This window comes from Pseudomonas sp. ACN8 (assembly GCF_002303925.1).
In the GTDB taxonomy this organism is placed as follows: Bacteria; Pseudomonadota; Gammaproteobacteria; order Pseudomonadales; family Pseudomonadaceae; genus Aquipseudomonas.
Genome location: NZ_MRCS01000046.1, coordinates 1 through 22,944, shown reverse-complemented (window position 1 = coordinate 22,944; position 22,944 = coordinate 1). Strand labels below are relative to the sequence as shown.

The window sequence follows — 22,944 nt, the reverse complement described above, 5'->3', positions numbered from 1 at the left end:
TCGCGAGCAGGTTCGCTCCCACATGGATCGCATTGAACCTGTGGGAGCCTGCTCGCGAAGGGGCCGACTCAGGCGACACAAAGCTTCAGCTAGACTCCTCCCTCAAGCAGCCCGCCACGCCCGGCGGTCTAGAGGTTTTAGAGGAGATCAAGTGAGCAATCGAGGCGAGCAGTCGCTGCTCAAACAATCGACCTTCCTGATGCTCGCCGTGACATTCGCCGGGATCATCACCGGTTTTGTTTCGGGCGCCCAATCCATCCTGTTCGATGGCTTTTTTTCGTTGATCGCGGCCTTCATCAAGGTTCTGATGCTGATCACCGCCCGGCTGATCGCCAAGGAAAGCAATCAGCGCTTCCAGTTCGGCTCCTGGCACCTGGAGCCCATGGTGCTGGTGATCGAAGGTTGTTTCATATTCCTGGTGGCCGTTTATGCGTTTCTCAATGGTGTGTTCGGCATCATCAATGGAGGCCGCGAGGTCGAACTCGGTCTGGTGATCCTCTACGCGGCGGTGTTCACCGTCGTTGAGCTCATTTACTTCTTCTACGTCCGCCATCGCAATCGCACACTCAAATCATCGCTGATCCAGTTCGACAACATCAGTTGGCTGGTGGACGCGATGCTGTCGGCGGGACTGCTGGTGAGTTTCCTCATCGCGCTGTTGCTCAAGACTCAGGGTTACGACAAGTGGGCGGTGTATGTCGACCCGATGATCCTCATTCTGCTGGCCTTGGGCATGCTTCCTCCGGCGTTCAAAATCCTCGGCCCGGCCTTGCGCGATGTGTTGGGGATCGTTCCTGATCAACTGGACGACAAGGTGCGTCAGGTGATGGAGGTGGCGAAGGTCGAGCATGGTTTCGACGATTACATTTCCTACGTGCAGAAACACGGCAGGGCCTGTTTTATCGAGATTCACATCGTATTGCCGAAGGATTACTGGCTGGACGGTGTGGGGCAACTGGACAGTTTGCGCGAGGAGATTTCCGCGAAACTCGGTAAGCCGGATGCCGCGCGATGGCTGACCATCAGCTTTACCGGGGATCGCAAGTGGACTGAGTGATTGGATTTCACCTTGTGGCGAGATATTGCGCCAACCCGCGATAGCAGGTCGCCAGGTGATAAGGCGTGGTCGACGGCATGTCGCGGCGGCTGACTTCACCGTGCTCGTCACGGCATTCGTGCCAGCCGCCGGTATGCAGCGAGCGCTGCTGCAATGCTTGTAATTGACGCAGCACGACGGCCTCGTTATCCGGACGCAGCGTCAATGCGCGCAGGTACTCGGCCTGGGCCCAGATACGCTGCGTGGCGTCCCGGACGCCGCCATCCGCTGCAAAGTCGAGCATCGCCCGCACGGCACCCGTCTGCTGATCGACGCCCACTTGCTCGGTAAAGGCGAAGGCCCGTTCCAGATCGGCATGCAGCGTCGAATTGCGCAACAGCGGCGAGGATTCCAGCAGGAAATACCACTCGAACTGGTGCCCCGGCTCAAACCAGTTATCCACAGACCCCAGCGGCTTTTCCATCAACACGCCGTGCTGCGGATCGATGAAGCGCGCGTGCATGGCTGTGCATAACCCGACGAGCGCCTGTTGCACGTCGAGGTCTTCACGCACCGACAGGGTGGCGAGGAAAGCTTCGGCCAGGTGCATCAGCGGGTTTTGCAAAGGGCCGCTGTCCAGCGATGCCCAGTCGCGGTCGAGCGTGGCTTCGTACAGACCGTCGTCCGTGGCGAAACGCTGCGCGACCACTTCCAGCGAGGCGTTGAGCACCGACTCCACCAGCGGTTCGCGGACCTTGTCCCAGTAATGGGCGCAGGCGAACAGGATGAAGGCGTGGGTGTAGAGGTCCTTGCGCTGATCCAGCGGCGCACCTTGTGCATCGACGCTGTAGAACCAGCCGCCGTGCTCGGCATCGTGGAAGTGCCGCTGCAACGAGCGGAACAATGCAGCGGCACGTTCTTCGGCACCCGGCACCTGACCGATCAGGCTGGCAAACAGATACAACTGCCGCGCACAGGCCATGGCCCGGTAGCGTTGCGGTGGCAGCGGTCGGTGTTCGGCATCCAGCGCCTCGTAGGGCAACGCCATGTCGGCGTTCCAGCCCGGACCTTGCCAAAGCGGCACGATGACGTTCAGGAAGTGCTGTTGCACCGAGGCGAACAGGGCGGTCAATTCAAGCTGGGAGGCAGAACGGGAAACAGGCGGCATTGGCTGGCGTCGTCACGGCAGGGGCGATTGCGCGACATGTTAGCAGAGAGGCTGACCTGAGAGAGGCTGTGTCTGTCAGGCCGCCTTCGCGGGCAAGCTCGCTCCCACAATGGAGCTGTGCGCACAGGACCCATGTGGGAGCGAGCCTGCTCGCGAAGGGGTCATCACAGGCAACAAAAAATCAACCCGCCAACAACCACACCCCGGTTGCCGCCGAAGCCGCGCCCGCCAGCCGTACCAAAGGCGCTGCGGCCTGCGGCAACACCCGCACCAGCGCATAACCCGCCGCGTGCAACACCGCCGTCGCCGCGACAAAGCCTGCGGCGTAGGTCCAGGGACTCGACATGTCCGGCAGTTCCAGCCCGTGCGCGACACCATGAAACAGTGCAAACAACGCCGTCGCACCCAACGCCATCACCAACGGTGGACGCACTGCCAGGGCAACCGCCAGCCCCAAGGCCAACACGGAAGCGGCAATCCCGCTCTCCAGTGCCGGCAGGTTCAATCCTTCAAAACCCAACAGCCCGCCAATGAACATGCTGCCGACAAAGGTGCACGGCAGCGCCAAACGCGCAGCACCTTGCTGCTGTGCCGCCCACAGACCGACCGCGAGCATCGCCAGCAAGTGATCGAGGCCGCCAAGCGGATGGCCGATACCGGCGATCAAACCGTTGTCGTCGTGCCCCGGATGGGCGAAGGCGAGGGCCGGAGTCAGCAGCAGGGTCAGAGCGCCGAGAATGCGTTTGAGTGTCATGGATAAGCTTCCTTGTTGAAGTCGTGATCAGGCCGCGGTCAGCAAACCCTGGCGTTCGATGAAGGCGATGATCTCTTCCAGACCCAGGCCGGTTTTCTGATTGCTGAACACGAACGGTTTGCCGTTGCGCATGCGCTGGGTGTCGCTGTTCATCATCTCCAGCGAGGCGCCGACCAGCGGCGCGAGGTCGATCTTGTTGATCACCAGCAGGTCGGATTTGCAGATCCCCGGCCCGCCCTTGCGCGGCAACTTGTCGCCGGCCGAGACGTCGATCACGTAGATCGTCAGGTCCGACAATTCCGGGCTGAAGGTGGCGGAGAGGTTGTCGCCACCGGACTCCACGAGAATCAGGTCCAGCCCCGGAAAGCGTCGGTTGAGTTGATCCACGGCTTCGAGGTTGATCGAGGCGTCTTCGCGGATGGCCGTGTGCGGGCAGCCACCGGTTTCCACGCCGATGATGCGTTCCGGCGCCAGGGCTTCGTTACGCACCAGAAAGTCGGCGTCTTCGCGGGTATAGATGTCGTTGGTCACGACGGCCAGGTTGTAACGCTCGCGCAGGGCCAGGCACAGGGCCAGGGTCAGGGCGGTTTTGCCGGAACCGACCGGGCCGCCGATGCCGACGCGCAGGGGTTGTGTGTTCATGTGATTCTCCAAAATAACAGACCCTAGGAACGGAACAGACGGCTGTACTGGCGCTCGTGGGCCATACACGCCAGGGACAGGCCGAAAGCGGCACTGCCGTAATGATCGGGGTCGATTCGGGTGGCGTTGTGTTGAGCTTGTTGAAGCAGCGGCAGCAGTTCGCTGGTCAGGCGTTGGGCGGCTTGCTGACCCAGGGGCAGGGTTTTCATCAGCACCGCTAATTGATTTTCCAGCCAGCTCCAGAGCCACGCGGCAAGAGCGTCCTGCGGGCTGATCTGCCAGGCGCGCGCGGCCAACGCCCAACCCAGGGCCAGATGTGGCTCGCTGCGTTGTTCGAGGAAGGCACGGGCGGGCGCGTCGAGTTCCGGCAAACCATTGAGCAATTGCTGCAGCGAGTAGCCCATCTGCCGGCTCTCCTGATGCAGTTCGCGGGTTTCGCGACTGGCGCGATGCGCTTCGCAGACCTGCAGCAATTCGTTCCAGTTTTCCTCGCTGGCGGCCACGCAATGGGCGAGCAGCAAGGGTGCTTCAAAGCGTGCCAGGTTCAGCAACAACTGATCGCTGATCCAGCGCCGGGCGCTGGCGGGGTCGTGAACACGGCCGTTATCCACAGCCATTTCCAGCCCTTGGGAGTAGCTGTAGCCGCCAATCGGCAATTGCGGACTGGCCAGGCGCAGCAGCGCCCAGGCCGGGTTCATGTGCGTACGCCGAACTGGTGCAGTTTCGGCGCATAGTTGAAGTCTTCATCGCCGTGGCGCGAATGATGATGACCACCGCCGTAGGCGCCATGTTCCGGCTGGAACGGCGCCTCGATGTTCACGGCAACGGCACCGAGTTGTTCGAGCATGGCCTTGAGCACGTAATCGTCGAGCAGGCGCAACCAGCCGTCGCCGACTTGCAGGGCGACATGGCGATTGCCCAGGTGATAGGCCGCGCGGGTCAATTCGAAGGCGTTGGCGCAGGTGACGTGCAGCAATTGTTCGGGGCGGGCGCAGACACGCACGATTCGCCCGTCTTCGGCTTGCAGGCATTCGCCGTCATGCAACGGCGGCTGGCCGCGCTCCAAAAACAACCCGACGTCTTCGCCTTCGGCACTGAAGCAGCGCAAACGGCTTTTGCTGCGGGCTTCGAACGTCAGGTGCAGCTCGGCGACCCAAACGGGTTGAGGGTCGATTCTGCGATGAATCACCAGCATCGGAAGGCTTCCAGCAGTGGACAATGCTCAGGCTAGAGCAAGGGGCTTGCCAATCGACGTGACATGTAGGAAATGGCTGTGGGATGGGGCGGATAAGTTGCGAGGGGATGGAGCTTTTGGATGAAGTTGGTGCGCTGTTTTTGATTTGCGCACCAAGTTGAAGCGGCGAGGTTCAATGTGGGAGCGAGCCTGCTCGCGATGGCGGTGGAACGGTCACATAGATGGTGGATGTCATGCCCTCATCGCGAGCAAGCTCGCTCCCACAGGGATTTCATCCACAGAAAGTTACTCGGTGCTACCGAGTCCTTGCCAGTGCTTCAGACCGATAAAGATGAAGCGCAATTGCTGGGTGATTTTCGCCTGGGGCGTCAGGTGCTCGGGCAAGGCCTCGGCTGGCGGATCGATGATGTCCGGCAGGGTGGCGAACACGCTCTTGACGATCAGGTCCGCCATGACGCTGAGGTCGGCGATCTCCAGATGCTGCAGTTTTGGCATCAGTGACAAATCCGCCGCCAGGTCCGAGCTGATGTTTTCACGCAAACGGCCGATGGCCTGGCGCACCGGCAGCGAACCACCGTACTGCTCGCGGGCGAGAAACAGGAACTGCGAACGGTTGGCGCTGACCACGTCGAGAAAAATCCGTACCGAGGCATCGATGATGCCGCCCATCACGAACTCGTTGTGCCGTACCAGGCGAATGGTTTCGCGGAATGTCTGGCCTACTTCGCTGACCAGCACCAGGCCCAATTCATCCATATCGGCAAAATGCCGATAGAAACCGGTCGGTACGATCCCGGCGGTTTTCGCGACTTCGCGCAGGCTCAGGCTGCCGAATCCTCGGCCGCCATCCATCAGGCGCCGGGCAGCGTCCATCAGGGCATTACGGGTTTGTTGTTTCTGTTCGGCGCGGGGCAGCATCGCAAGGGCGTTTTCTGGACAGGGACGCGGCGCACTCTAGCAAATCGGCTTTGCCGGCGTCGAACGACTGTGGTGGGATCAAGCGGGGAGGTGCGGCATTTATCAAGCGGACCACTAAAAAGTCAAAAGCCCAATCCGGGGATTGGGCTTTCTTTCAGGGCGGCCATGGGGCTTAGCTCACGGCGCTGTTGCGTTCGATCACACGGTCACCACCGCCTTCAGCGAGGGTTTGACCTTGTGGAGTGCGATCCGAACCGTCGGCGGCAAGGGTCTGGCCTTGAGGGGTACGGTCGGAACCATCAGCAGCCAGGGTTTGACCTTGTGGGGTGCGATCGGAACCGTCAGCGGCAAGAGTCTGGCCTTGTGGGGTACGATCGGAACCATCGGCAGCCAGGGTTTGACCCTGAGGAGTACGGTCCGAGCCATCCTGAGTGATCAGGCCTTTTTCTTTCAGGCGATCATTGCCGCCTTCGGCAAGGGTCTGGCCTTGTGGAGTGCGGTCGGCGCCATCGGCGGCGATGGTCTGGCTGAACACTGAGTGGTCTTGTTTCACTTGTGGGGTAGCCTGGTCGGCTGCTGGCAGGGCAAAAGCAGTGCTGGCCAGCATCGAGAGTGTAAGGCTAAGCAGTAGTTGGCGTTTCATGATCGTTGTGCTCCTCGGGGGTGCGAAACCCCACTTTTCACTTTTGTCGCCCAAAACAGTCATTGATTCCAAAGGTTTTTGTCAAAATGACTTCAAAGGAAATTGTCAAAATAAGTTAAAAATTGGGAGGGCTTGCCAAAATGCCCCAGCTTTGAGCGGCTGCGGCAACAGTGCAATTGTAGCGTGCCCGTTCGAATATTATTTCAATAAAGGTTTTGGAGTTATTGGCAATTGATACTGCCGATCTGTGCAAGTCGTGCGATCGAGCTGGTATAGTTAAAGTGGAATATGATCGGTGGTATATTCGTGTAATTCAGATTTCTTGATCATGACGTAGTCGCAATAGCCTTTCAGCGGGTAGTAAGCTTTAATTTTTTTTGTTTTTAATAAGTGTCTTGTGCATTTTCTTTCGTCTAGATATCTATCGCCCTGGGTATACGTGCAGTATTTATTGAGGATCCGCTCAATTTTTTTTACGTCGCTCTGAATGAGGTAGATGATGTACCTGATTTTAATCGGAGTGGTAAATCCAGAATGTAGAAAAAGTCGACCAAATGTTTTTGGGCTAATGTCATATTTTTTGCTTAGGTCGGAGGCCTTGACTAAGCAAACTTTTTGGTTTTGATTTGATCTTTTTTTTTCTAAGTGATATATTAAAGTATTTTTTGATGTCGCTGATCGCATAATAGCGTTGGCAGGAGGTGTCAACTGGAGGGCCACTGACGGGCATGATAGAGAGTTGGTTTAATATTCTAAAAACACAGGTAATAGAGACGTTTAACCAGCGGGCAACGGTCGTGGTATTGGCGAAACGCTTGTTGAAAGTGTCGACATCGCTTCGGTTTATAAGCCCGTAGCATTGATGGGCACTGTCCGCAAAATTAAGGAGGCCTGTTTTGATCAGGCAGAAAACTACGCTTTCGGTTACCTTCAATTTCCTGCATGTTTCGGCTACGGTATAGGCAATTTTTCGTTCACGAATTATCCGGCGCGTCGCCGTTGCACAGGCTAAGACTTTGTCGCGTGGATAAAAAGCAGCGGAATATTTATTTGGTTCTGGGGTCGTTATAGATTCAATTCCCATGCTGCGCAGTGTCGTGGACGCTTTCGTACGACCACAGCCTAAAATTTTTCCGGCTTCGGTAACACCTACATATTGCTTGTTGAACTCGTCGAGCACCGTTCTCTTTATATGAGAGCCGCCTCCCAGGCCTTGTCTTCGCACATTTTTGAGTATCCCCTGGTTAACAAGGAACCGTATTGTTTGAAATTTGAATCCAAGGTATCGCGCTGCCAAAGCAGTGGGTAGCCAAACCTCTCCTTCCTTAGGGACGTATCGTCTGAGTGAGTGCCGAGGGCATTTGGGGCTTACTCTGCCTGGTTGAACATTTCTCTTGCACCATTCAATTATTGATTCACTCGATTGAATATTCAGGAGTTGAGCGTTAAGGTAGGGATTTGAAAAACCCAATGAAGGTGGTTGTACTTGGGAAATAGCCATGCGAATATCTTTTTCGGAGATCTGATTTTGGGCTGATAGTAACTGTATTGAAATAAGATTCTCTGAAAATTTTTCTACGTCATGGGAGTCAAAGTAAATCTTGTGCATGTCCCACTTTTTAGTAAGAAAATTCTCATCGATCAGGCTTTTTACTACTCCTTTGTGAAGTATAAATTTTTTTTGAAAGTCTTTTTTGAACAGGCCGTCAATTGTTTTTTTTGTTTTCTTGAAGCCGTTTTTTAGCTTGATTGATAACATTTTTGCAGCAATTGTTTGCGCTTCCTTCCAGCTATATCGGGTGTGCCTGAGGCGAGTGTCTACGATCTGTATAGCGTCTACGGCGGTTGACCATTGGTTTTCTTTTATTTTAAGCCAAACCATAATTTGAGCTCTAGTTAAGTAAAAATCACCCACTGACTGTAAGTTTTGGGCTATGTGTTCGGGTGTTTGGGCAGTTTTGGATTTGAGGAATTCGTATACGCATGCGCGTACTTTTACATCATTGAATCTGGCGAGTTTCGCCGCGAGAATGCGTTTGGGTATCTCCGGATAGTAAAATTCCAAAACACGCAGGTGAGTCATGAGGCCCAACATGTTATCTTTCATTATGCAAAACGCTATCGATTGCAGACACCTGTCTGTGGGGCATTTAGTGTCTCTTCCTAATGGGTATTCTAGTTTTCTAAGGACACTCATTAGGTGCTGGAACTCCTCGGTGGCCCCCGCTCTAAATATACTTAGCAAGTTTCGTTCATTCTCTGCCTCATCCCAACTGCAGGTTGGTGATATCAAAAGATAATCGCACCCGCACTTTTCCACCAACGGCACGCTCCAATGAAGACCGCGACGACAGTTTGGGCATTGCGTCAGATATTCGCGATTGTGATAGGGGCAGTAGCAGGCAAGCTTGAAGTCTTTGATGAAATGCTCGTGGCCCTCTCGCCAGCATTCGGAACAATACGCGACTGTTCTCCTGCGGATCATGTCGGCTTCTACCGTAATTCCCGCAATGCTTAGCGGTGGACTTTGTTCTAGAATGCCAATTCGCTTATAGAAGCCGCTGAGAAAATCCGCTCCTGCCACGCCGGCTTGTCTCGCAATATGTTGAATGACTGGGTGAGATTGGGATAATGGGATACTGTGATACCACGCGTCACCAAAGAGATGCTGGTAATCCGAGTTACAAACACAACCATGCTTGATGGCCATGCGTTTTAGCATACTTGTTGGGCTTTCTTCGGGTAAAGGCTGAGGAATGAATAAAATATTACTCATCGCGACTCTCCTGATAGTCCTGGATTAATTTAAGCGAGTCATCATAAGTCAACGCATAGGGGTTGCCGTCTGCTAGGTTTTTTGGCAGGTCAACACACTGGCAGGCCGCATAGAAATCGCTCGCTTTCAGTTCGTGCGGAGCGGCTCGGCGCAAGCAAGTTTTCAATGCGTCGTTAATAATTAAACGCATCTTTTTCAAATTGCCGCAGGTACCCACATAGAGTGGCGCGGCGATGGTGGGGTCGTTTAGATGAACCCCCTTGGCGAGCGCTGCAATGTCGTACATTACGGTATCTAATTGTTTCAGTGTCGCCAGAAGGGCGGAGTTGGCGCCTGTGTCATAAGCGAAATGTGATAGTTCCGCAAAATACGGGTATCGACTTTCAAACGCCTCATTTTCACGTCTTATATCTCGGCAGAGTTCGGTGCCAGAAAGGATTACTGGAATTCCAACGCCATTGAGAAGTGAGACAATCCATTGCAGAGAGTCGAGACGAACCTTCTCGGACACCGTGGTAATACAGAGGCGCTGAATTTCATCGAGAAATATTATCTTTACCTGGCACGTTTTCAAGCAAGTAATGAGCTGATGCGTCAGTTTTTCGATGTTGCCATTGGGCGTGACGTCAATGAGATCACGGAGCATATTGGTGATTAAGCCTTTGACGGTCGTCGGCGAGGGCACTTCGCAATAAAAAACGGGTAGATTGGTATAGGTCCCATCGTCACGGCGAATCATCGCGTTGCCGTTATGCAGCTTTTGAAAATAACGACAAAGCGTGGATTTTCCGGTACCGCTTGGCCCGCAAAGCAGGGCACATACTGGCTCACCCAACGCTTCAGTGTTTTCGATCGCGTTCTGGATTTGTGAGCACGCGTGTCGATAGAGGGGATGGAAAACAATTTTGCTTTTGAATGCTTGAATGATTTTTTGGACCTCGGCTTCCATGGCAATGCACCTCGGTATGGTCAGTAGGACTTACGGGCTGCAGGGTGGAGCGGAGCAGTGCGCTGGATCCACCCAGGCGGTGGCGGTGCCCGTTATTCGATGGCTGGATACAGCGCTTTCATCGCGGCAAACGGAGCGTTTCTGCCTGGGCAGTCAGATGGGGGACGGAGCGCGGTGGCGATCGAGGCTGACCCCAAGCTTTAGCGCAATGGTGTGCGACCGGCGCGGGTGAAGCAGTGCGCAGTAGGCTGTACATGGCGTCAAACCTCCACCGACGAATAATCGTCCGGGGTATCGCCGTGATGGCGATAATCAACTGGCGTATTAGGTTTGGTTCTCGTTACCCGTGCGGGGCGTTTGGGTTGTTTTGGGAGCAAGCCCTTTTCCGCAGCACGTTGACGCTGGCGCCGTTGGGCCGGGGTTTTGACCTTGGCCAGTTCACGCAACAGGGTAATTCGAGCGCGTTGTGCCTTGCGCGGATTGAAGGTTTCGCGTTCCGCCTTCAGACGTTTAAGAATCAATTGATGCAGGTGCAGGGTCAGTCCTTCCTGGTAGTCGGGATCGACTGCCTGCAGCTCAAGTACCTCGTCGGGATAGCTGGGATGGCAGGCCCAAGCCCGCCCGAGATCACTGGGGTCGTAATAGACAAGCAGCTTGTCCACTTTCGGTTGGCGGTTCGCCAGGTACGGCACAGCTGGTCCGGTCCAGAACAGCGATTTGTACCGCAGCCGACCTTGTTGGGCGGAGGCTTCGAACGCACTTAAGAAATGCTGACGCAGTTCCGAGGGTGAATAGCGCCGCGGCGCGAACATGGGCGAGTAAGCCGCCTCCCAGGCCAGTCGGGGAGAGGTGTTCAGACTGCTGTGCACCCGTTCGCAGTACACCTCGTTCACCCAGCGACGGAAGGTATCTCTGATTTCTTCGATGGTCAGGCGCGCGTTTTTTTCAGCGTCGTAATCGCCACGGCTGGCTATGTTGGAAAAGGTCGTGCCGGGCATTGCATGGGCAATCTCCTTCGACCAGACGCCAAAAAAGGCTTCCACGTGAGGTTTTTGATTGCCGGTGGCCGGTTCGCAGTAACAAACCTCACCGCCCAGCAGCGTGATAATCCGACGAAGGTTATCCGCCACGAACTCGGGGCCACTGTCGAAGACGTAACGTAGTGCGACACCCCCGTACATATTGTCGCTGGATAACGACAGCTTGAGCGCCCGCAGGGTGGTGTCCAGGGAGGGCGGGTTAAAGCCGATGCTCCAGGCGTAGGGCATCCGCGTAAGGACTTCTAGGAAAACGGTCAGGTACGGGCGACCGATCACCTCGCCTCGATCATTCACGACCATTACGTGCATCTGTTGAGTGTCGGCCTCCACCAGTTCGAACAGGCGCCCCGCGCTTGGCCGTTTACGGGTCCAGCCTTGCTTTTTCTGGGCGTACTTACTGCCGTGCTGGGCACAAGCCGTTTCATACGCGTCCAGTTCTCGCAGGATCCGATTGAGGGTCGATGTCGAAGGTATCTTCAGCCGGTCGTGTTTGGGTCTGCCCTCGTTAAACGCTTCCAGTTCCAGGACAATGGCATCGATCACTTCGGTTTTACAGGCGGGTTCTGATTTCAGATAGAGATCTTTAACCTGCTGCTTGATGATCTGCTGAATTTCCCACGGCTGGTGGTCCAGGCGATGTTTCATTTTTTGTTTGCGGCCCGGGATGAGCGACAGATAGCTGTAACCCGATTTGCAAAAGGTTCGGACCCAACTGCGTGCCGTGCTCAGGCTGGGCGGGCAGATATCGTTGATCTGCTTTGCCAAGCGCTGGATCACTGACTGGGCGCGTCGCGTTGGCATTCGGCCATGCAGTTCGTCCATCAGTCCCCGGGTGTAGTAACAATGGCGGTCGAATACAACAGCGTAAGGCTTGGGCAGACCGGCGATGATTTTTTGCGGATCCTGCTCAATCGGCGCTTCCTGATCTTTAACGAGGGCGCCACGCTTCATTGCGCGAAGCAGAATGTCCCAAGTCTGGCGCAGCACGATCCGGCGGCCCTCGATCGCGCGCAGTTGTACGCATTCACCCTGCCGGTCGACAACCTGCATCCGTTGGCCGCGATAGCGGTAGTGTTCACCGATTTTGAATTCAAAGATGTCCATCACGGCCTCCGTAAATCATAGTTTGCAAGGTGAGTTGTTCTTTGAGGTTGGTCCACAGTTGGTCAAGGAAGATGGCGTGACAGATATCGGCAGACGTCGCACCGCCGGCGAACAGAGCGCCGAAAGTCGCACGCTGTTCAGGCATCGCCATCACTTGGGCGCGTACCTGTTCTGCCGCTCGTTGGGAGCTGCCAAAACCCTGGTGGTAGAGGGCCCGCAGGTTGTAGCTAACCTGTGGATGGGGAAGGTCAGAGGCCTCCAGCCAATGAAACAACAGCCCCTTATCTCGAAGCATCGCTTCCACGGCTTGCTTTTGGTCGCGGACCAGCGCCTCCGGCTGATCGTCGGACGGTAGGAATTTGAGATAAATCGGTGGCCCGCTACTCAGCGTGACGAGAAAGTCGGCCTTGTAGCGCCGTGCGCCGCCGCACACAGTGGGCGGTCGGCAGTGGTAGCTGAGAACATCCGGGCGGTATTCCAGATGGACACAGTAATTAGCCTGCTGCAGGTTGCCGCAAGCTACGGCCCCTCCATTTTTTCGCGAAGGAAAAAACGTGACTCGACTGCCCGGGCGACCTTTGGTCAAAGGTGCACGGGTGAGGTTTTCCTCGGGACGGTTGCGTGAAGCCAACATGATGGTTCTCCTCAAGGGGGAGATGAATGAGCAATGACGGCGGCAGACTAAAGGCCATCCGCAGTACCCGACCGCCACTGACGGTTGCTCGGTGACGGTGACGGTGCCGCGCGAAGCGGGGCAGACCCGCTTCGCGCTGGTCAAGGCGCTCGGCTCGCTTCGCCGCCAATAGGTTGCCGTGGGGCAGTCAGCGTGACGGGCAGAGATCGCTAGCGGCGCTTATCGGCGCCAGTACGCGAGGGGGGGGTGCCACTCACGTCGGGAGACTCGGGCGAGCTGTGCGATGCCCCGTGTTAATGCCGGTGCGTTCGTCGCCGAGCCAGTTCAAACAGTGAGATGCCCATCGTGGCTTCAAGCAGTTTCATTTGCTGCTCATCGTTACCGGCGATGAACGTCGTATGAACCAGCGGGGGGATTCTTGACAGCATGCGGTATGCCGAGCGCCCGTACGGACGAAACACCCACCACACGACGATGCCTAGTTGCCCATCGCCGTCGGAACAGTGGGGCTGGTCTTGGATGGGGTAACGGCTTCGGGCAGTCTGTGGGATAGCAGCGCTATAGGGCGTGCCGAGCCGCGCATGCCATTGCGTGATGGTGGGCATTGGCGCGTACTGGGAGCGGAAACGGTATGGCAGTCGATGGGGATACATATGCATGTCCTCCAGCTGACGCGGCGGAATTGCCGCGTCGGAGGTCTATTTTATTTCGCTAGGTACCGTGAATCAGTCGACTAAAACAGCGTCGACATGTGCATAGACGCAAGCTATTTCCATGCGATATCAACAGTTTACGTAACTAAAACTTGTGCGTTGCCCCCACGCCATAAGCCAGCAGTGGTGTCGCCGGAAATGAGTCGATTCCACTCATAGACGAAAGCTATGCGTGGTAAAAATCAACAAGTTAGCGAACAAAAGTTTTCGCATCACTTTTTGTGATGTCTGGAATTGCCCACCTCACATGGCCTTATGAGAATGTCGGGCTGACTGGCGAGTCCTACATACCGCTCTATAGTTGTGTACCGGGGTAATTGGTGGGGGTGTGAGGTGACAAAGTGTCGACACTTAGCCTTAAATCAATCTGCCGCTGCCGGAACCGGTTTGTCGGCGCTGAACTCTACCGACTGACGGGGGCTCGTTCGCCCAGCGAATTTGCGTTGCGCTGTGATCAGTTGGATCGCCCTCATCTGTACGCGGCACCGAGTGCTGCTGGGGCGGAGTCACTGCATCGAGGTAACCCCAAGTGGCTGCGGTTGCTGGACCACGGGATCAAGCTGCATGCAGATAGCCTGAACCGTCTGGCCGCGGTGTATCCCGAGATGGAGGTTGTCCGCAACCACCCCTTGTGGGACGTGCTCAGTTGGGACAGCGACGATAGTGAGGCGCCCTTTACCTACCTGAAGCACCTCAGGCCGAACTGCCGTGCACTGGAACGCTCCAGTTACTTGTGCCGTACCAATGCGCGGATGAAAGGGGCGCTGGGTGTCCCCGATTGGACGAAATTGGCGATGCCCCTGGCCTTGTTGGACAGTTCCGCGTTGGGCCATCACCCTCAACAACGTTGGTTACACGCCCATTTCAGCCATTATTTGACGATCGCCTCGCTGTCGCCGACGTACCAGCGCTGTTTTCCTGATCTGTGGGCATTGGTTGATCAATGGCTGCAAGCCAGGGGGCTGGGCGCCGACGCCTCGTCGTTGAAGTGGCCCATCGATGCCGGCGCGTTCGAGTATCAGCAGGCTCTGAGTCAACTGACGCGCAAGGAACTGATGGATCGCGGCTGGCTGCCGGAAGCGGATCTGCCTACGCGGTGCGCTTTGGCCATGCTCTGGTCGCTGCACCTGGGCGGCACCCCACTGAATGAACAGTTGGCACGCAGCTACAGTCGGGGTGGACGGCGCTGTCCGGCGCCGCTTCGCCACTTGATGCGCGACCTGGATCCGCGGCTCAACGTGGCCGTGTAACTCGCAAACATCAGCGGCTCGGCACTGCTTCTGCGCGCACGGAAGGTGTTGTCGGCTGGGGTGACGGAGCTCCGCCAGGCTCAGGCGCTGGGGGCGGCCGCGACTCCAGCAGCCGCTGCAGGTGGGTGATTTGCCGCTGCTCGTTGCGAATGTAATGAGCATCTCCACGCTGCTTGAGGAGGGCGGCGCGCAATCGGCTGCGCAGGTCGACTTGCTCGGCCTGCCACTGCGCCTGCGCCTCTTGGTGGGTGTGAGCCCGTTCCTGCCAGGCGGCCTGGGCCTGGCGAAATTCCTGGGCGTCGCTCGACGCTTGTCGCGCCGTCAGCCGGGCCTCGGTGAGCAGCCGCTCATTGTCACGATTGAGCTGGGCGATTTCTTCCTGCTTCTGGAGCAGGGTCGCTTGCAGGGTCCGTTGTTCCCTGAGCAGTTGTTGCGTTTGCTGGTCGTAGCGATCGAGGTCCTGTTCGCGTTGTGCACGTTGCTGTTCGCGATAGTGGTCCAGTGATGCCTTCAGATGTTCGCAGCGCTCGTTGAGCGATTGGACCAGCAGATCCCGCTTGCTGAGCTCCTGCTGCAACTCACTCATCTCCAGCTGCTGAGAATTGTAAATCCCCTGTAATTCATTCGAACGCATCTGCAGTTGCTGTTCACGAGCGCGGTACTCGACTAACTGGCTATCCAGCTGGCGCACTTGTTCTTGCAACGCGTCGATCAGTTCGCGTTGTTGCGCCTGGGCTTGCGCATGTCGCCGCCACGCGTCGTCGACCCGCGTCTGGTCTTCGCTCACGGCCTGCCGGGCTTGCTCCTGAACACGCTCGGCTACACTTGCCACGAGGTGCGCCAGTTCGTCGTTGAGGGCCACCGGCACGGTCGACGTCTCGGGGGCGCTGAGCTCGCGCAGGTAGCGCAGGATGGTGCTCTTGGAACCGGTATTGCCCAGCTCCACGCGCACCGCGTCGATACTGGGACGAACGCCGCGGGCGATGAGCGCTTCGCGGGCCATTCGCACCAGCGCCTTGTTGATGCCTCCACGAGCCATGAGCGGTCTCCTACTATTTCGTAGCGTGTTACGAAGTATGGAAGTACACCCGTACAAATGTCCTGTGGGGAATGGAGGCAGGTGACGAACTGACGTGCGTGAATGCTGATTTCTCAAACGTGAGAGGCGTTTTGGGCAATATTCGGCTTATCAGGGGTATGCGAGGAGGGTGGGTGGCGTGACGGCCCCAGTGGATCGGTACGTGAAGGCGGCGCGACGGGCGAGTACGCAGCGCCGTTACCTCAGTGCGCTTGAACATTTTGAAGGGACGTGGCAAGGCTTGTTGCCCGCGTCCAGCGAAAGTGTCGCGCGCTATCTGGCGACCTATGCGGAGCAGCTCTCCAGCTCTACCCTGTATACGCACTTGGCCGCCCTGGCGCAGTGGCATAAACGCCATGGTTTTGTGGACCCGACCAAAGCGCCGCGGGTGCGTGATGTGCTGCGCGGCATACGTGCCGAGCATCCCCAACCGGTCAAACGAGCCGAGGCGCTGCAACTGCAAGCGCTTGAGGACTGCATCGGCGGATTGCAGGCGCAGGCCAACTCCACGGTGGCCGCAGAGCGACTGCGCGCCTGCCGCGACCAGGCGCTTATCTTGCTCGGTTTCTGGCGCGCCTTTCGCAGCGACGATCTGTGCCAGCTACGCGTCGAGCACATCAAAGTTGATACGGGAGCCAGCCTGGAAATCTTCCTCGTCAGTGACAAAACCGATCGTGCGCATCAAGGGCGGACCGTCATGGTGCCGGCGCTGAAGCGTCTGTGTCCGGTGGCGGCGTACGAGGCCTGGTTGGCGGCCAGCGGCCTGCAGCAAGGACCGGTGTTCCGCGCCATCGACCGCTGGGGACATGTCAGTGCCGAGGGACTGAATTCGAACAGTCTGTCGCGGCTGCTGCGTATGGCCTTTGCCCGCAATGGCCTGGATGGCGAAGGTTACAGTGGCCATTCGCTGCGCCGCGGATTTGCGACCTGGGCCAATCGTAACGAGTGGGGGGCTAAGGACTTGATGGATTATGTCGGTTGGCGGGACGTGCAGTCAGCGATGCGTTACATCGACACCACCGCACCTTTCGGAAAATGGCGACGGTAAGCGTGGCAGTGACGATGACCGGTGTGGTGCCTGCTTGTGACACTTTTTCACGGTCAATCGCCGGACTCATTCTTCTTGGCGTTCGCCTCCTCGAACACGCGCTGATGGCTTAATACGCTTGGTTTTTCAGAATACTCAAGTTGCCGTTGAGAAGTAACTATGTAAGGATCCATGTTAAAATGAATAAGGTTTGAGATTTGTGCGATCCTTTGCGCGATTTTTCCATTCCACCTCCATGTTGCAAATTATAAGCGTTATTGTCCTAACTTTGTCAGACAACATGTCAGCCGACTTAGGTTCAATATATGAAAATCTGATCAAGTTTTCGGTAGATTCAAGTATTTCCCAGGATAGACCATTTCTTTCAGAGTATTCGCGAATAGCAGATGATATGTGTGCATCCAAAGCGCGTAAATTTCTGTCGTGACAGAAAATAATTACATACAGCTGAAAGTACCTGCCTGAGTCTAAGTACTGATTTTCGCTGTACCTATCAAATAGCTGGTTGATAGCTGATGTAATTTCCTTGGTGATGTCGGATTTTTGCTTGATAAGCTTCGACTCAATGATCGAGATTGTCTTTCTTTCTTGCTCTATCGTAATATCTGATCGGCCATTGCCTACCCGGGATTCGCACCTTACCATGATGCGAGAGTGAGGATTTCGATATATACATTGTAAGTTGCTTGCGAGTATTGCTGAAAGATTTTCCTCTCCAAAAGTAGTGTCTAAGCTTTTAGGCTTATTCCCTGATAGCGCATATAGTGCATTATTTCTTTTTAGTTCGCTGAGGCAGAACAAGATATTCCCATCAAGGTCCAGTCGCTGAGTGATTCTGTAGAACATCAGCCGCAAACCCCTGTCCACCGATATCATTGCCTGATAGGATTCGACAAAATAAGTTTCTTTTTGCTTGCGGAGCGCTAAGGTGTTAACGGTATTGGATAGTTTGGTCCTGACTCGCTTGACATCTTCCAGGCGCAGCTTGTCCCATCTGAGTCTGCTTATGTCTAGAATATCAAACCTAATTGACTCTATTGCGGAAAGGCAATCATTTAAATCTTGTATGATCTCGTATCCATTCTGTGTGTTGTTGGTTGATTCAAGGCTCTTTATGGCCCCTTTGACTTTCTGCGTACACCAGTCCAAAGTATCTCGAGTGTCAATGTATTCAAAGCGCTCGGAATTAACCTTATAGCTTAGCTCGACAATATTAGCCTGTCTTAAAACCCCCTTTGACAGTTTGGAGAAATCGTTGTGATTGAGTATCAGGGTGGCAGGGTATGGCAAATGTATTTCATCGAAGCTGTAATTGGCTATGCATATAGTGCGACTGAGGTTGGTGATGTGGATAACAACCGTATCTGGACTTGATGAATGGTAGTAGACAATGTCATTCATGCGGTCGAGGAGTTTTAGTATTTTTCCCTCAATGGATTTTGAGTTCCAGATTTCAATCAGCAAGTGCTTTTCTATTTCGCCAATTATCTGATTGTATATGAATGAGTTGGAATGTTTGAGGTTTTTGGTCTCCATTTGAATGTTGGCTATGTGCCTGTGCAGCTCTCGTAAGTAATCCTCTTCTAGAAGTGTAAGGTGTGAGATGTTGGATTCTTTGAAAGGGAAACTTTTGTGAGTGATGAAGTTTACAAGGGAGCTCTTTGAGCGGCGGTCTCTTATATTGTTCCAGTCGTCAATTAGTTGATGTAGTGCATCTAGATAAACTTTGGTGCTTTCAGCTCTGTCGTTACATAAAAAATACTTGCGATCGATTTCTCGCTCGATCTCAATGTTTCGTTCAGGGGCTGAAGTAAGTAGCTTCTCAAATTCGTCGGTAAACATCTGCGATGGCTCGCTCTATTCAAAACAGGCAGCAGGGGGATGTATGTCGTAAGGATCCAAGCATTGTCTACTCCCGATTAGAAATTAATAGAGGAGTGCGCTCAAATAAGTGCTTTAGTCCTATGGTTTCTATGCTCAACCGCCTCGCTTGGATACGTCTTCAAGAAATGTAGTCGATTCTTTCACGGTAACTTCCCAAGTCTATCAAATCGCTATGGTTGGCTGCTAGCCGTATTTCGGAGGCGCTGCGTCGGTATTATGAAACGCTAGATCTAGATATCGGTGCTCCTCGGATGGCGTTGGAGCGATTACGCTACTTGCTGAGTCGCTATTCCAGGCCGTGACGTATTACCAGCTCAGGGTCTTTGGGCTGCCGAGTGACGCTCTGCACTGAACAGCCAGCGAGATTCTGTTACGAGCGCCTTCATCGGGTCGACTCAATCCGATCGCGACCGGCTGAGACCGGCCAAGAGCAGATATTATTCGCTCACTTGGAAAACTATCGAGAATGATAGCGTTAGATAAGTGCTATTTATCTCTTCGTTTTGATGATGATCTTATCCTCGGAAGTCTGTGCCGTTTGATTCGCCAGCGGGGTAAGCGCGACTTCACGTCGCGCTGGCATGGACAAGAGGCGTGCATGCTCTTTCTCTGGCCATCTTTGCGCAGCGAGGCCGCCGCGCCGTTTGGCGATTGGCCGCGTTGAGCAGGCCTGTTTGACGGAGGACAGAAGGGCTCGCTTGTCCAGCAACGCGGCATTGGCCACGTTGCTGGATACTTGGTTAGAAGTTAGAGCGTTGATAGCGGATCGTGTGGAAGCTCAACTCGCCGTCACCATCGAACAGTGACTCCTCCAGGGGGTTGGCCACCCCGTTGAGGGTCGGATCGAACGCTGGTCCCCTGGCCTGCAAGGTTGGCGCTGCCTGTAGCTGCTCGGACAGCCCTTGGACGCGCAGGATCTGCCCTTCGCGGATGGCTTTCTTCAGCAACTTCAGCGGCTGGCGTTCCACCAGGTTGAGTAAGGCTGGTTCAATATTGCAGTACAGCGTCTGCTTGTCCCCATCGCTTTGGGTCACGCGCCGGCTGATCAGGTGGGCACTGTGGAAGATTGTCTGTTCGATACAGTTCATCGACAGGCTCAGATCAACACGGGCGTGGTCGGCCGGCAAGTCAATGCGCATGGCGTACTGCGCACCGAACGTAGCGTGCTCGTAGCGAATGAAATCCCCCTTGTGCACCCGTTCCAGCACTTCCATGGCAAGGTCTGGATTGTCGGTCTGCAGGGTAAGGAGCGTTTCATTGGGCTCGGGCTTGATCTCCACCCGCAATTGGCATTCCAGGGTGAAGCGGCAGGCGGGGCTGATGAATAACAGGTCACCCCAACCATGCACGGGCGCGCTGATCCAGCCGGCGGCCGCCGCGCCGCCCAGCAATCCGTTGCACAGCGCCTGGTGATAGTCGGCGTAATCCCAATTTTGATGTTGGGCTGGTTTGGGCACGACCAGCATCTCGATCTGCAGCAACCGGCCACCGAGCAGAATAACTTGATAGCGGTTACTGTCTTCGTCCGGGAACTGGATGTACTGCCGACGCAACGGCGGGTGCATCACCGGCTCAGCGCAGGGCACGCCGAACACCAGGTAGGCGTGGCCCTGGTAGAGGAACGGAATGAATTCCTCGCCCTCGTCATTGTAGTGGCGTTCCTGCGACCACCCTTTCAGACACTGGGCAAACCACCGAGCATGCTGTTGCATGCGCGCACACTCGGGAATCAGCGGTTCCACGAAATCTGGCAGGTCGTCCCAGTCGTCTCCACGTTGATACTCGAACAGGTAGTCTCGGCTCGCTTGATACCACGGAGCGACCTCCCACATGATTTTGAGGTCGTCGCCAAAGGGCTCTGCAGTCACTGGTTCGACGGTGATCTCTGCATCAAAGGCAAATAACCGCGGCCAGAAAATCCGGGTTCCCAACAGCTGTAGATCCGCCCCGTTAACACAGACTCGACTTTGAATCACTGCCAGTGGGTCCGGCCCCATCTCGGTGGGTAGCCACTCACTTGGCGTGATGGCCTGCAACACATCCGTAAGCGCCACTGGGTTGCCCGGTACCGCGAACACTTGCCGCAGCGCTTCGCAGAGCTCTGGCAAGTTGCGGTTGGTGATGATCAATTGGCTGACCGAGGTGGCCAACGGGCACAGATGCTTGGCCAGATATGCTGTTGCGCTCGGGGACTGGGGCAATTCGGCCAGTTGCAACGCACCTTGAAGAGGGGGCTCCTGATCGAGTCGGGTACACAGATCCGCCCAATCGGCACAGCCATAGGGGCCGCGCGCTAAAACGTATTTGGCAGTGGTCAGATCGATAACGAACAAATTGCGCAGGCGCTTGGCCTGCACTTTGATGGTTTCGCGGCGTGTAGTTGGTACCATAAGTTTCTCCGTTGCTCCCAAGGAGCGACATCGGAGACGCCCACCCGCCATCCCCGATGCCCGGAAGAGGCTTAGGTCAAGAGATTGCTGTGATGATCATGGTTCGATCCGGTTAGCTGCGGCCGGTGAGGCCTCAAGGGGTGGGCAGCCCGTCGACCATGTAGCGACGTGTGGACAAACTAGCGCAAAGTGATTTGGGACGCAAATCATTGGAATCACGCGAAAATCTTGACCACAAATAGGCATGAGCGATTTGCAGGCCAGTTTCCCATCTGCCCAAGTCTAATCACCACTGGGCTGACGGAGGTTTACGCCTGAATGAGCGCCGGCCAACGGTGAAGGGGAATCCTTGTCAGATAGGCATCCAGAAAAAGGCCAAGCGCTTTCTGGCGCTGTCATGAGCTTGAGCTGGATGGTGGTGTCACCAACCACAATTTTCTGATAGGTCCACTTCTGGCCGATTGCTGGCCTTAGGGAAGGGCGACGTTGTTTCCAGTCTGTGTGAAAACGCGAGAGATTGTCTAACCTTCTGGCCGTCTAGAGCGTATCGGGGCGTGATGATGAAGTGATTCATTGAGGGTGAGGCTCAGACTCGAGTCACGTTGCTGCCTGCTTGGGCGATTACGTAACCGAAAACATCCAGTAAATGGGCAAACTAAGGAGAGTTCGGCGCATTTGCGATTGAAAAAAAAACGATCCTATTTAGCTTCGTTGCACAGGAAATGTGTGATGGCTCTCAGGTTGAGAAACTCTGGCAGGGGGGGCCATTGCCGACCGTGCTACATGACACTCGCAGTGGGTCACATTAACCCATCCAGTTCATCATTCAACGACCGAATGGGAAGGTATATCCCGTTGATCCGCAATCAATCATCATCCGCGCCAATGCACAATCCTGTCCTAACCAGCATGTGATCAGAAAGCTTCTTGCGGAACTCCGACGGTGTCATACCGTGTATCCAGTCCTCTGGACGAACGATACGGAAGTCCAGAGGTGCGCTGCCGTCCCCGTTAGACGGGCAGGACTCTTTCGTTTCATTCTGGTCCTTCATTACGAATATTCGGTCGAACGGGGCTCCTTTTTCATTCGCATTGAAAGAAATGTGCGTACCCATGTCACGGGCGTTGCAATCAGTAAAACCAAAGTCTTTCAATACCGTAGCTGCTGGCTCCGAGCTCGACAGCATATTCGAGTCACCCAGGACGATAATGTCTTTCTCGCCCGACTCAGTTCGTAGCTTCTTCAGACCTTGTACGAGGAGGGTAGCTTCATATTCCCGCGCCTTGGCAGTGGCCGTCCCGCCGGAGTTTGACTTCATGTGCACTGGCACGATGATGAAGTCCGTCTTCCCGGACGCGGCAGCCAGTTTCACGGCGTAAGGAGTGCGGCTCCAGATAATGGTTCCGGATTCCTTGCTGAGCTGTTTGGCGATTTCTTTTTCTTTCGCTTCGTCAATATTCGTATCAATTTTCCAGGGTTCTCCCACCAGTTGGACCTTGGCTGTGTTCCAAGCCAAGCCGGTCCATTGATCATCTGGTGCACGGGCTCCTGGACGCTTTTCGAAGAGCCGGTATTGCCAACTCGCGCCATTAATACTGAGCCGGGCGAAAGTTTCATCAAGCTGCTGGTTTCGGGCTTCTCCGGTGACTGAGTTAGTGGAAGAAATTTCAGAAAGTGCCAGTACATTTATATCGGCAACCATCAGATAGTCAGCCATGTCC

General features: G+C 55.4%; 18 protein-coding genes. 3 read left to right on the top strand and 15 right to left on the bottom strand.

Annotation, left to right across the window (positions count from 1 at the left end):
* Positions 1-151: 151 nt before the first annotated feature.
* The gene (locus BSF44_RS22905) at positions 152-1,057 is read left to right on the top strand and encodes a cation diffusion facilitator family transporter (RefSeq protein WP_095945438.1); all 906 of its coding nucleotides are present in this window, start codon (positions 152-154) and stop codon (positions 1,055-1,057) included.
* Between the two features lie 7 nt (positions 1,058-1,064).
* Here the strand turns inward: BSF44_RS22905 and BSF44_RS22900 are convergent, their stop codons facing one another.
* The 11 genes from BSF44_RS22900 to BSF44_RS22850 all read right to left on the bottom strand — a co-directional run bounded on the left by BSF44_RS22900 (position 1,065) and on the right by BSF44_RS22850 (position 12,859).
* Positions 1,065-2,204, bottom strand: a complete 1,140-nt coding sequence (locus BSF44_RS22900) for an AGE family epimerase/isomerase (protein WP_095945437.1) — start codon at positions 2,202-2,204, stop codon at positions 1,065-1,067.
* Positions 2,205-2,385: 181 nt separating this feature from the next.
* A complete protein-coding gene (locus BSF44_RS22895) occupies positions 2,386-2,958 on the bottom strand; it encodes a HupE/UreJ family protein (RefSeq protein WP_095945436.1) in 573 nt (190 codons plus the stop codon).
* 27 nt (positions 2,959-2,985) lie between these two features.
* Positions 2,986-3,600 (bottom strand): urease accessory protein UreG, encoded by a 615-nt coding sequence (ureG, locus tag BSF44_RS22890; RefSeq protein WP_046039876.1) that lies wholly within the window; start codon positions 3,598-3,600, stop codon positions 2,986-2,988.
* 23 nt (positions 3,601-3,623) lie between these two features.
* Positions 3,624-4,298, bottom strand: a complete 675-nt coding sequence (locus BSF44_RS22885; RefSeq protein ID WP_095945435.1) for an urease accessory protein UreF — start codon at positions 4,296-4,298, stop codon at positions 3,624-3,626.
* On the bottom strand, positions 4,295-4,795 hold the full coding sequence (gene ureE, locus BSF44_RS22880; RefSeq protein ID WP_095945434.1) for an urease accessory protein UreE: 501 nt from the start codon (positions 4,793-4,795) through the stop codon (positions 4,295-4,297). The genes BSF44_RS22885 and ureE overlap by 4 nt, the downstream gene beginning before the upstream one ends.
* 285 nt (positions 4,796-5,080) lie before the next feature.
* On the bottom strand, positions 5,081-5,713 hold the full coding sequence (locus BSF44_RS22875) for a TetR family transcriptional regulator (protein WP_095945433.1): 633 nt from the start codon (positions 5,711-5,713) through the stop codon (positions 5,081-5,083).
* 172 nt (positions 5,714-5,885) lie between these two features.
* Positions 5,886-6,356 carry a hypothetical protein gene (locus BSF44_RS22870; RefSeq protein WP_095945432.1) on the bottom strand — a complete coding sequence of 157 codons (471 nt, stop codon included), beginning with the start codon at positions 6,354-6,356 and terminating at the stop codon, positions 5,886-5,888.
* 571 nt (positions 6,357-6,927) lie between these two features.
* Entirely contained in the window at positions 6,928-9,132 is a 2,205-nt protein-coding gene (locus BSF44_RS22865; protein ID WP_095945431.1) for a TniQ family protein, read from the bottom strand.
* The gene (locus BSF44_RS22860; RefSeq protein WP_095945430.1) at positions 9,125-10,081 is read right to left on the bottom strand and encodes a TniB family NTP-binding protein; all 957 of its coding nucleotides are present in this window, start codon (positions 10,079-10,081) and stop codon (positions 9,125-9,127) included. Before BSF44_RS22860 ends, BSF44_RS22865 begins: the two co-directional genes overlap by 8 nt.
* A gap of 260 nt (positions 10,082-10,341) precedes the next feature.
* On the bottom strand, positions 10,342-12,225 hold the full coding sequence (locus BSF44_RS22855; RefSeq protein WP_095945429.1) for a DDE-type integrase/transposase/recombinase: 1,884 nt from the start codon (positions 12,223-12,225) through the stop codon (positions 10,342-10,344).
* Positions 12,212-12,859, bottom strand: coding sequence for a hypothetical protein (locus tag BSF44_RS22850; protein ID WP_095945428.1), 648 nt, complete (start codon positions 12,857-12,859; stop codon positions 12,212-12,214). Before BSF44_RS22850 ends, BSF44_RS22855 begins: the two co-directional genes overlap by 14 nt.
* Positions 12,860-14,111: 1,252 nt before the next feature.
* On the opposite strand from BSF44_RS22850, the gene BSF44_RS22840 reads away from it, so the two are divergent.
* Entirely contained in the window at positions 14,112-14,822 is a 711-nt protein-coding gene (locus BSF44_RS22840) for a hypothetical protein (RefSeq protein WP_095945426.1), read from the top strand.
* Between the two features lie 10 nt (positions 14,823-14,832).
* Here BSF44_RS22840 and BSF44_RS22835 read toward each other — a convergent pair whose 3' ends face one another.
* Complete coding sequence (locus tag BSF44_RS22835; RefSeq protein WP_095945425.1) at positions 14,833-15,861, bottom strand: DNA-binding protein; 1,029 nt, start codon at positions 15,859-15,861, stop codon at positions 14,833-14,835.
* Positions 15,862-16,039: 178 nt separating this feature from the next.
* On the opposite strand from BSF44_RS22835, the gene BSF44_RS22830 reads away from it, so the two are divergent.
* Complete coding sequence (locus tag BSF44_RS22830; protein WP_172435388.1) at positions 16,040-16,948, top strand: site-specific integrase; 909 nt, start codon at positions 16,040-16,042, stop codon at positions 16,946-16,948.
* Between the two features lie 174 nt (positions 16,949-17,122).
* Here the strand turns inward: BSF44_RS22830 and BSF44_RS22825 are convergent, their stop codons facing one another.
* The 3 genes from BSF44_RS22825 to BSF44_RS30410 form a co-directional block, all read right to left on the bottom strand.
* Positions 17,123-18,790 carry a PD-(D/E)XK nuclease domain-containing protein gene (locus BSF44_RS22825; RefSeq protein ID WP_095945423.1) on the bottom strand — a complete coding sequence of 556 codons (1,668 nt, stop codon included), beginning with the start codon at positions 18,788-18,790 and terminating at the stop codon, positions 17,123-17,125.
* A gap of 782 nt (positions 18,791-19,572) precedes the next feature.
* Positions 19,573-21,189, bottom strand: coding sequence for a hypothetical protein (locus tag BSF44_RS22820; RefSeq protein ID WP_141250076.1), 1,617 nt, complete (start codon positions 21,187-21,189; stop codon positions 19,573-19,575).
* A gap of 899 nt (positions 21,190-22,088) precedes the next feature.
* A partial coding sequence (locus BSF44_RS30410; protein ID WP_172435387.1) for a hypothetical protein occupies positions 22,089-22,944 on the bottom strand: 856 nt, incomplete at its 5' end.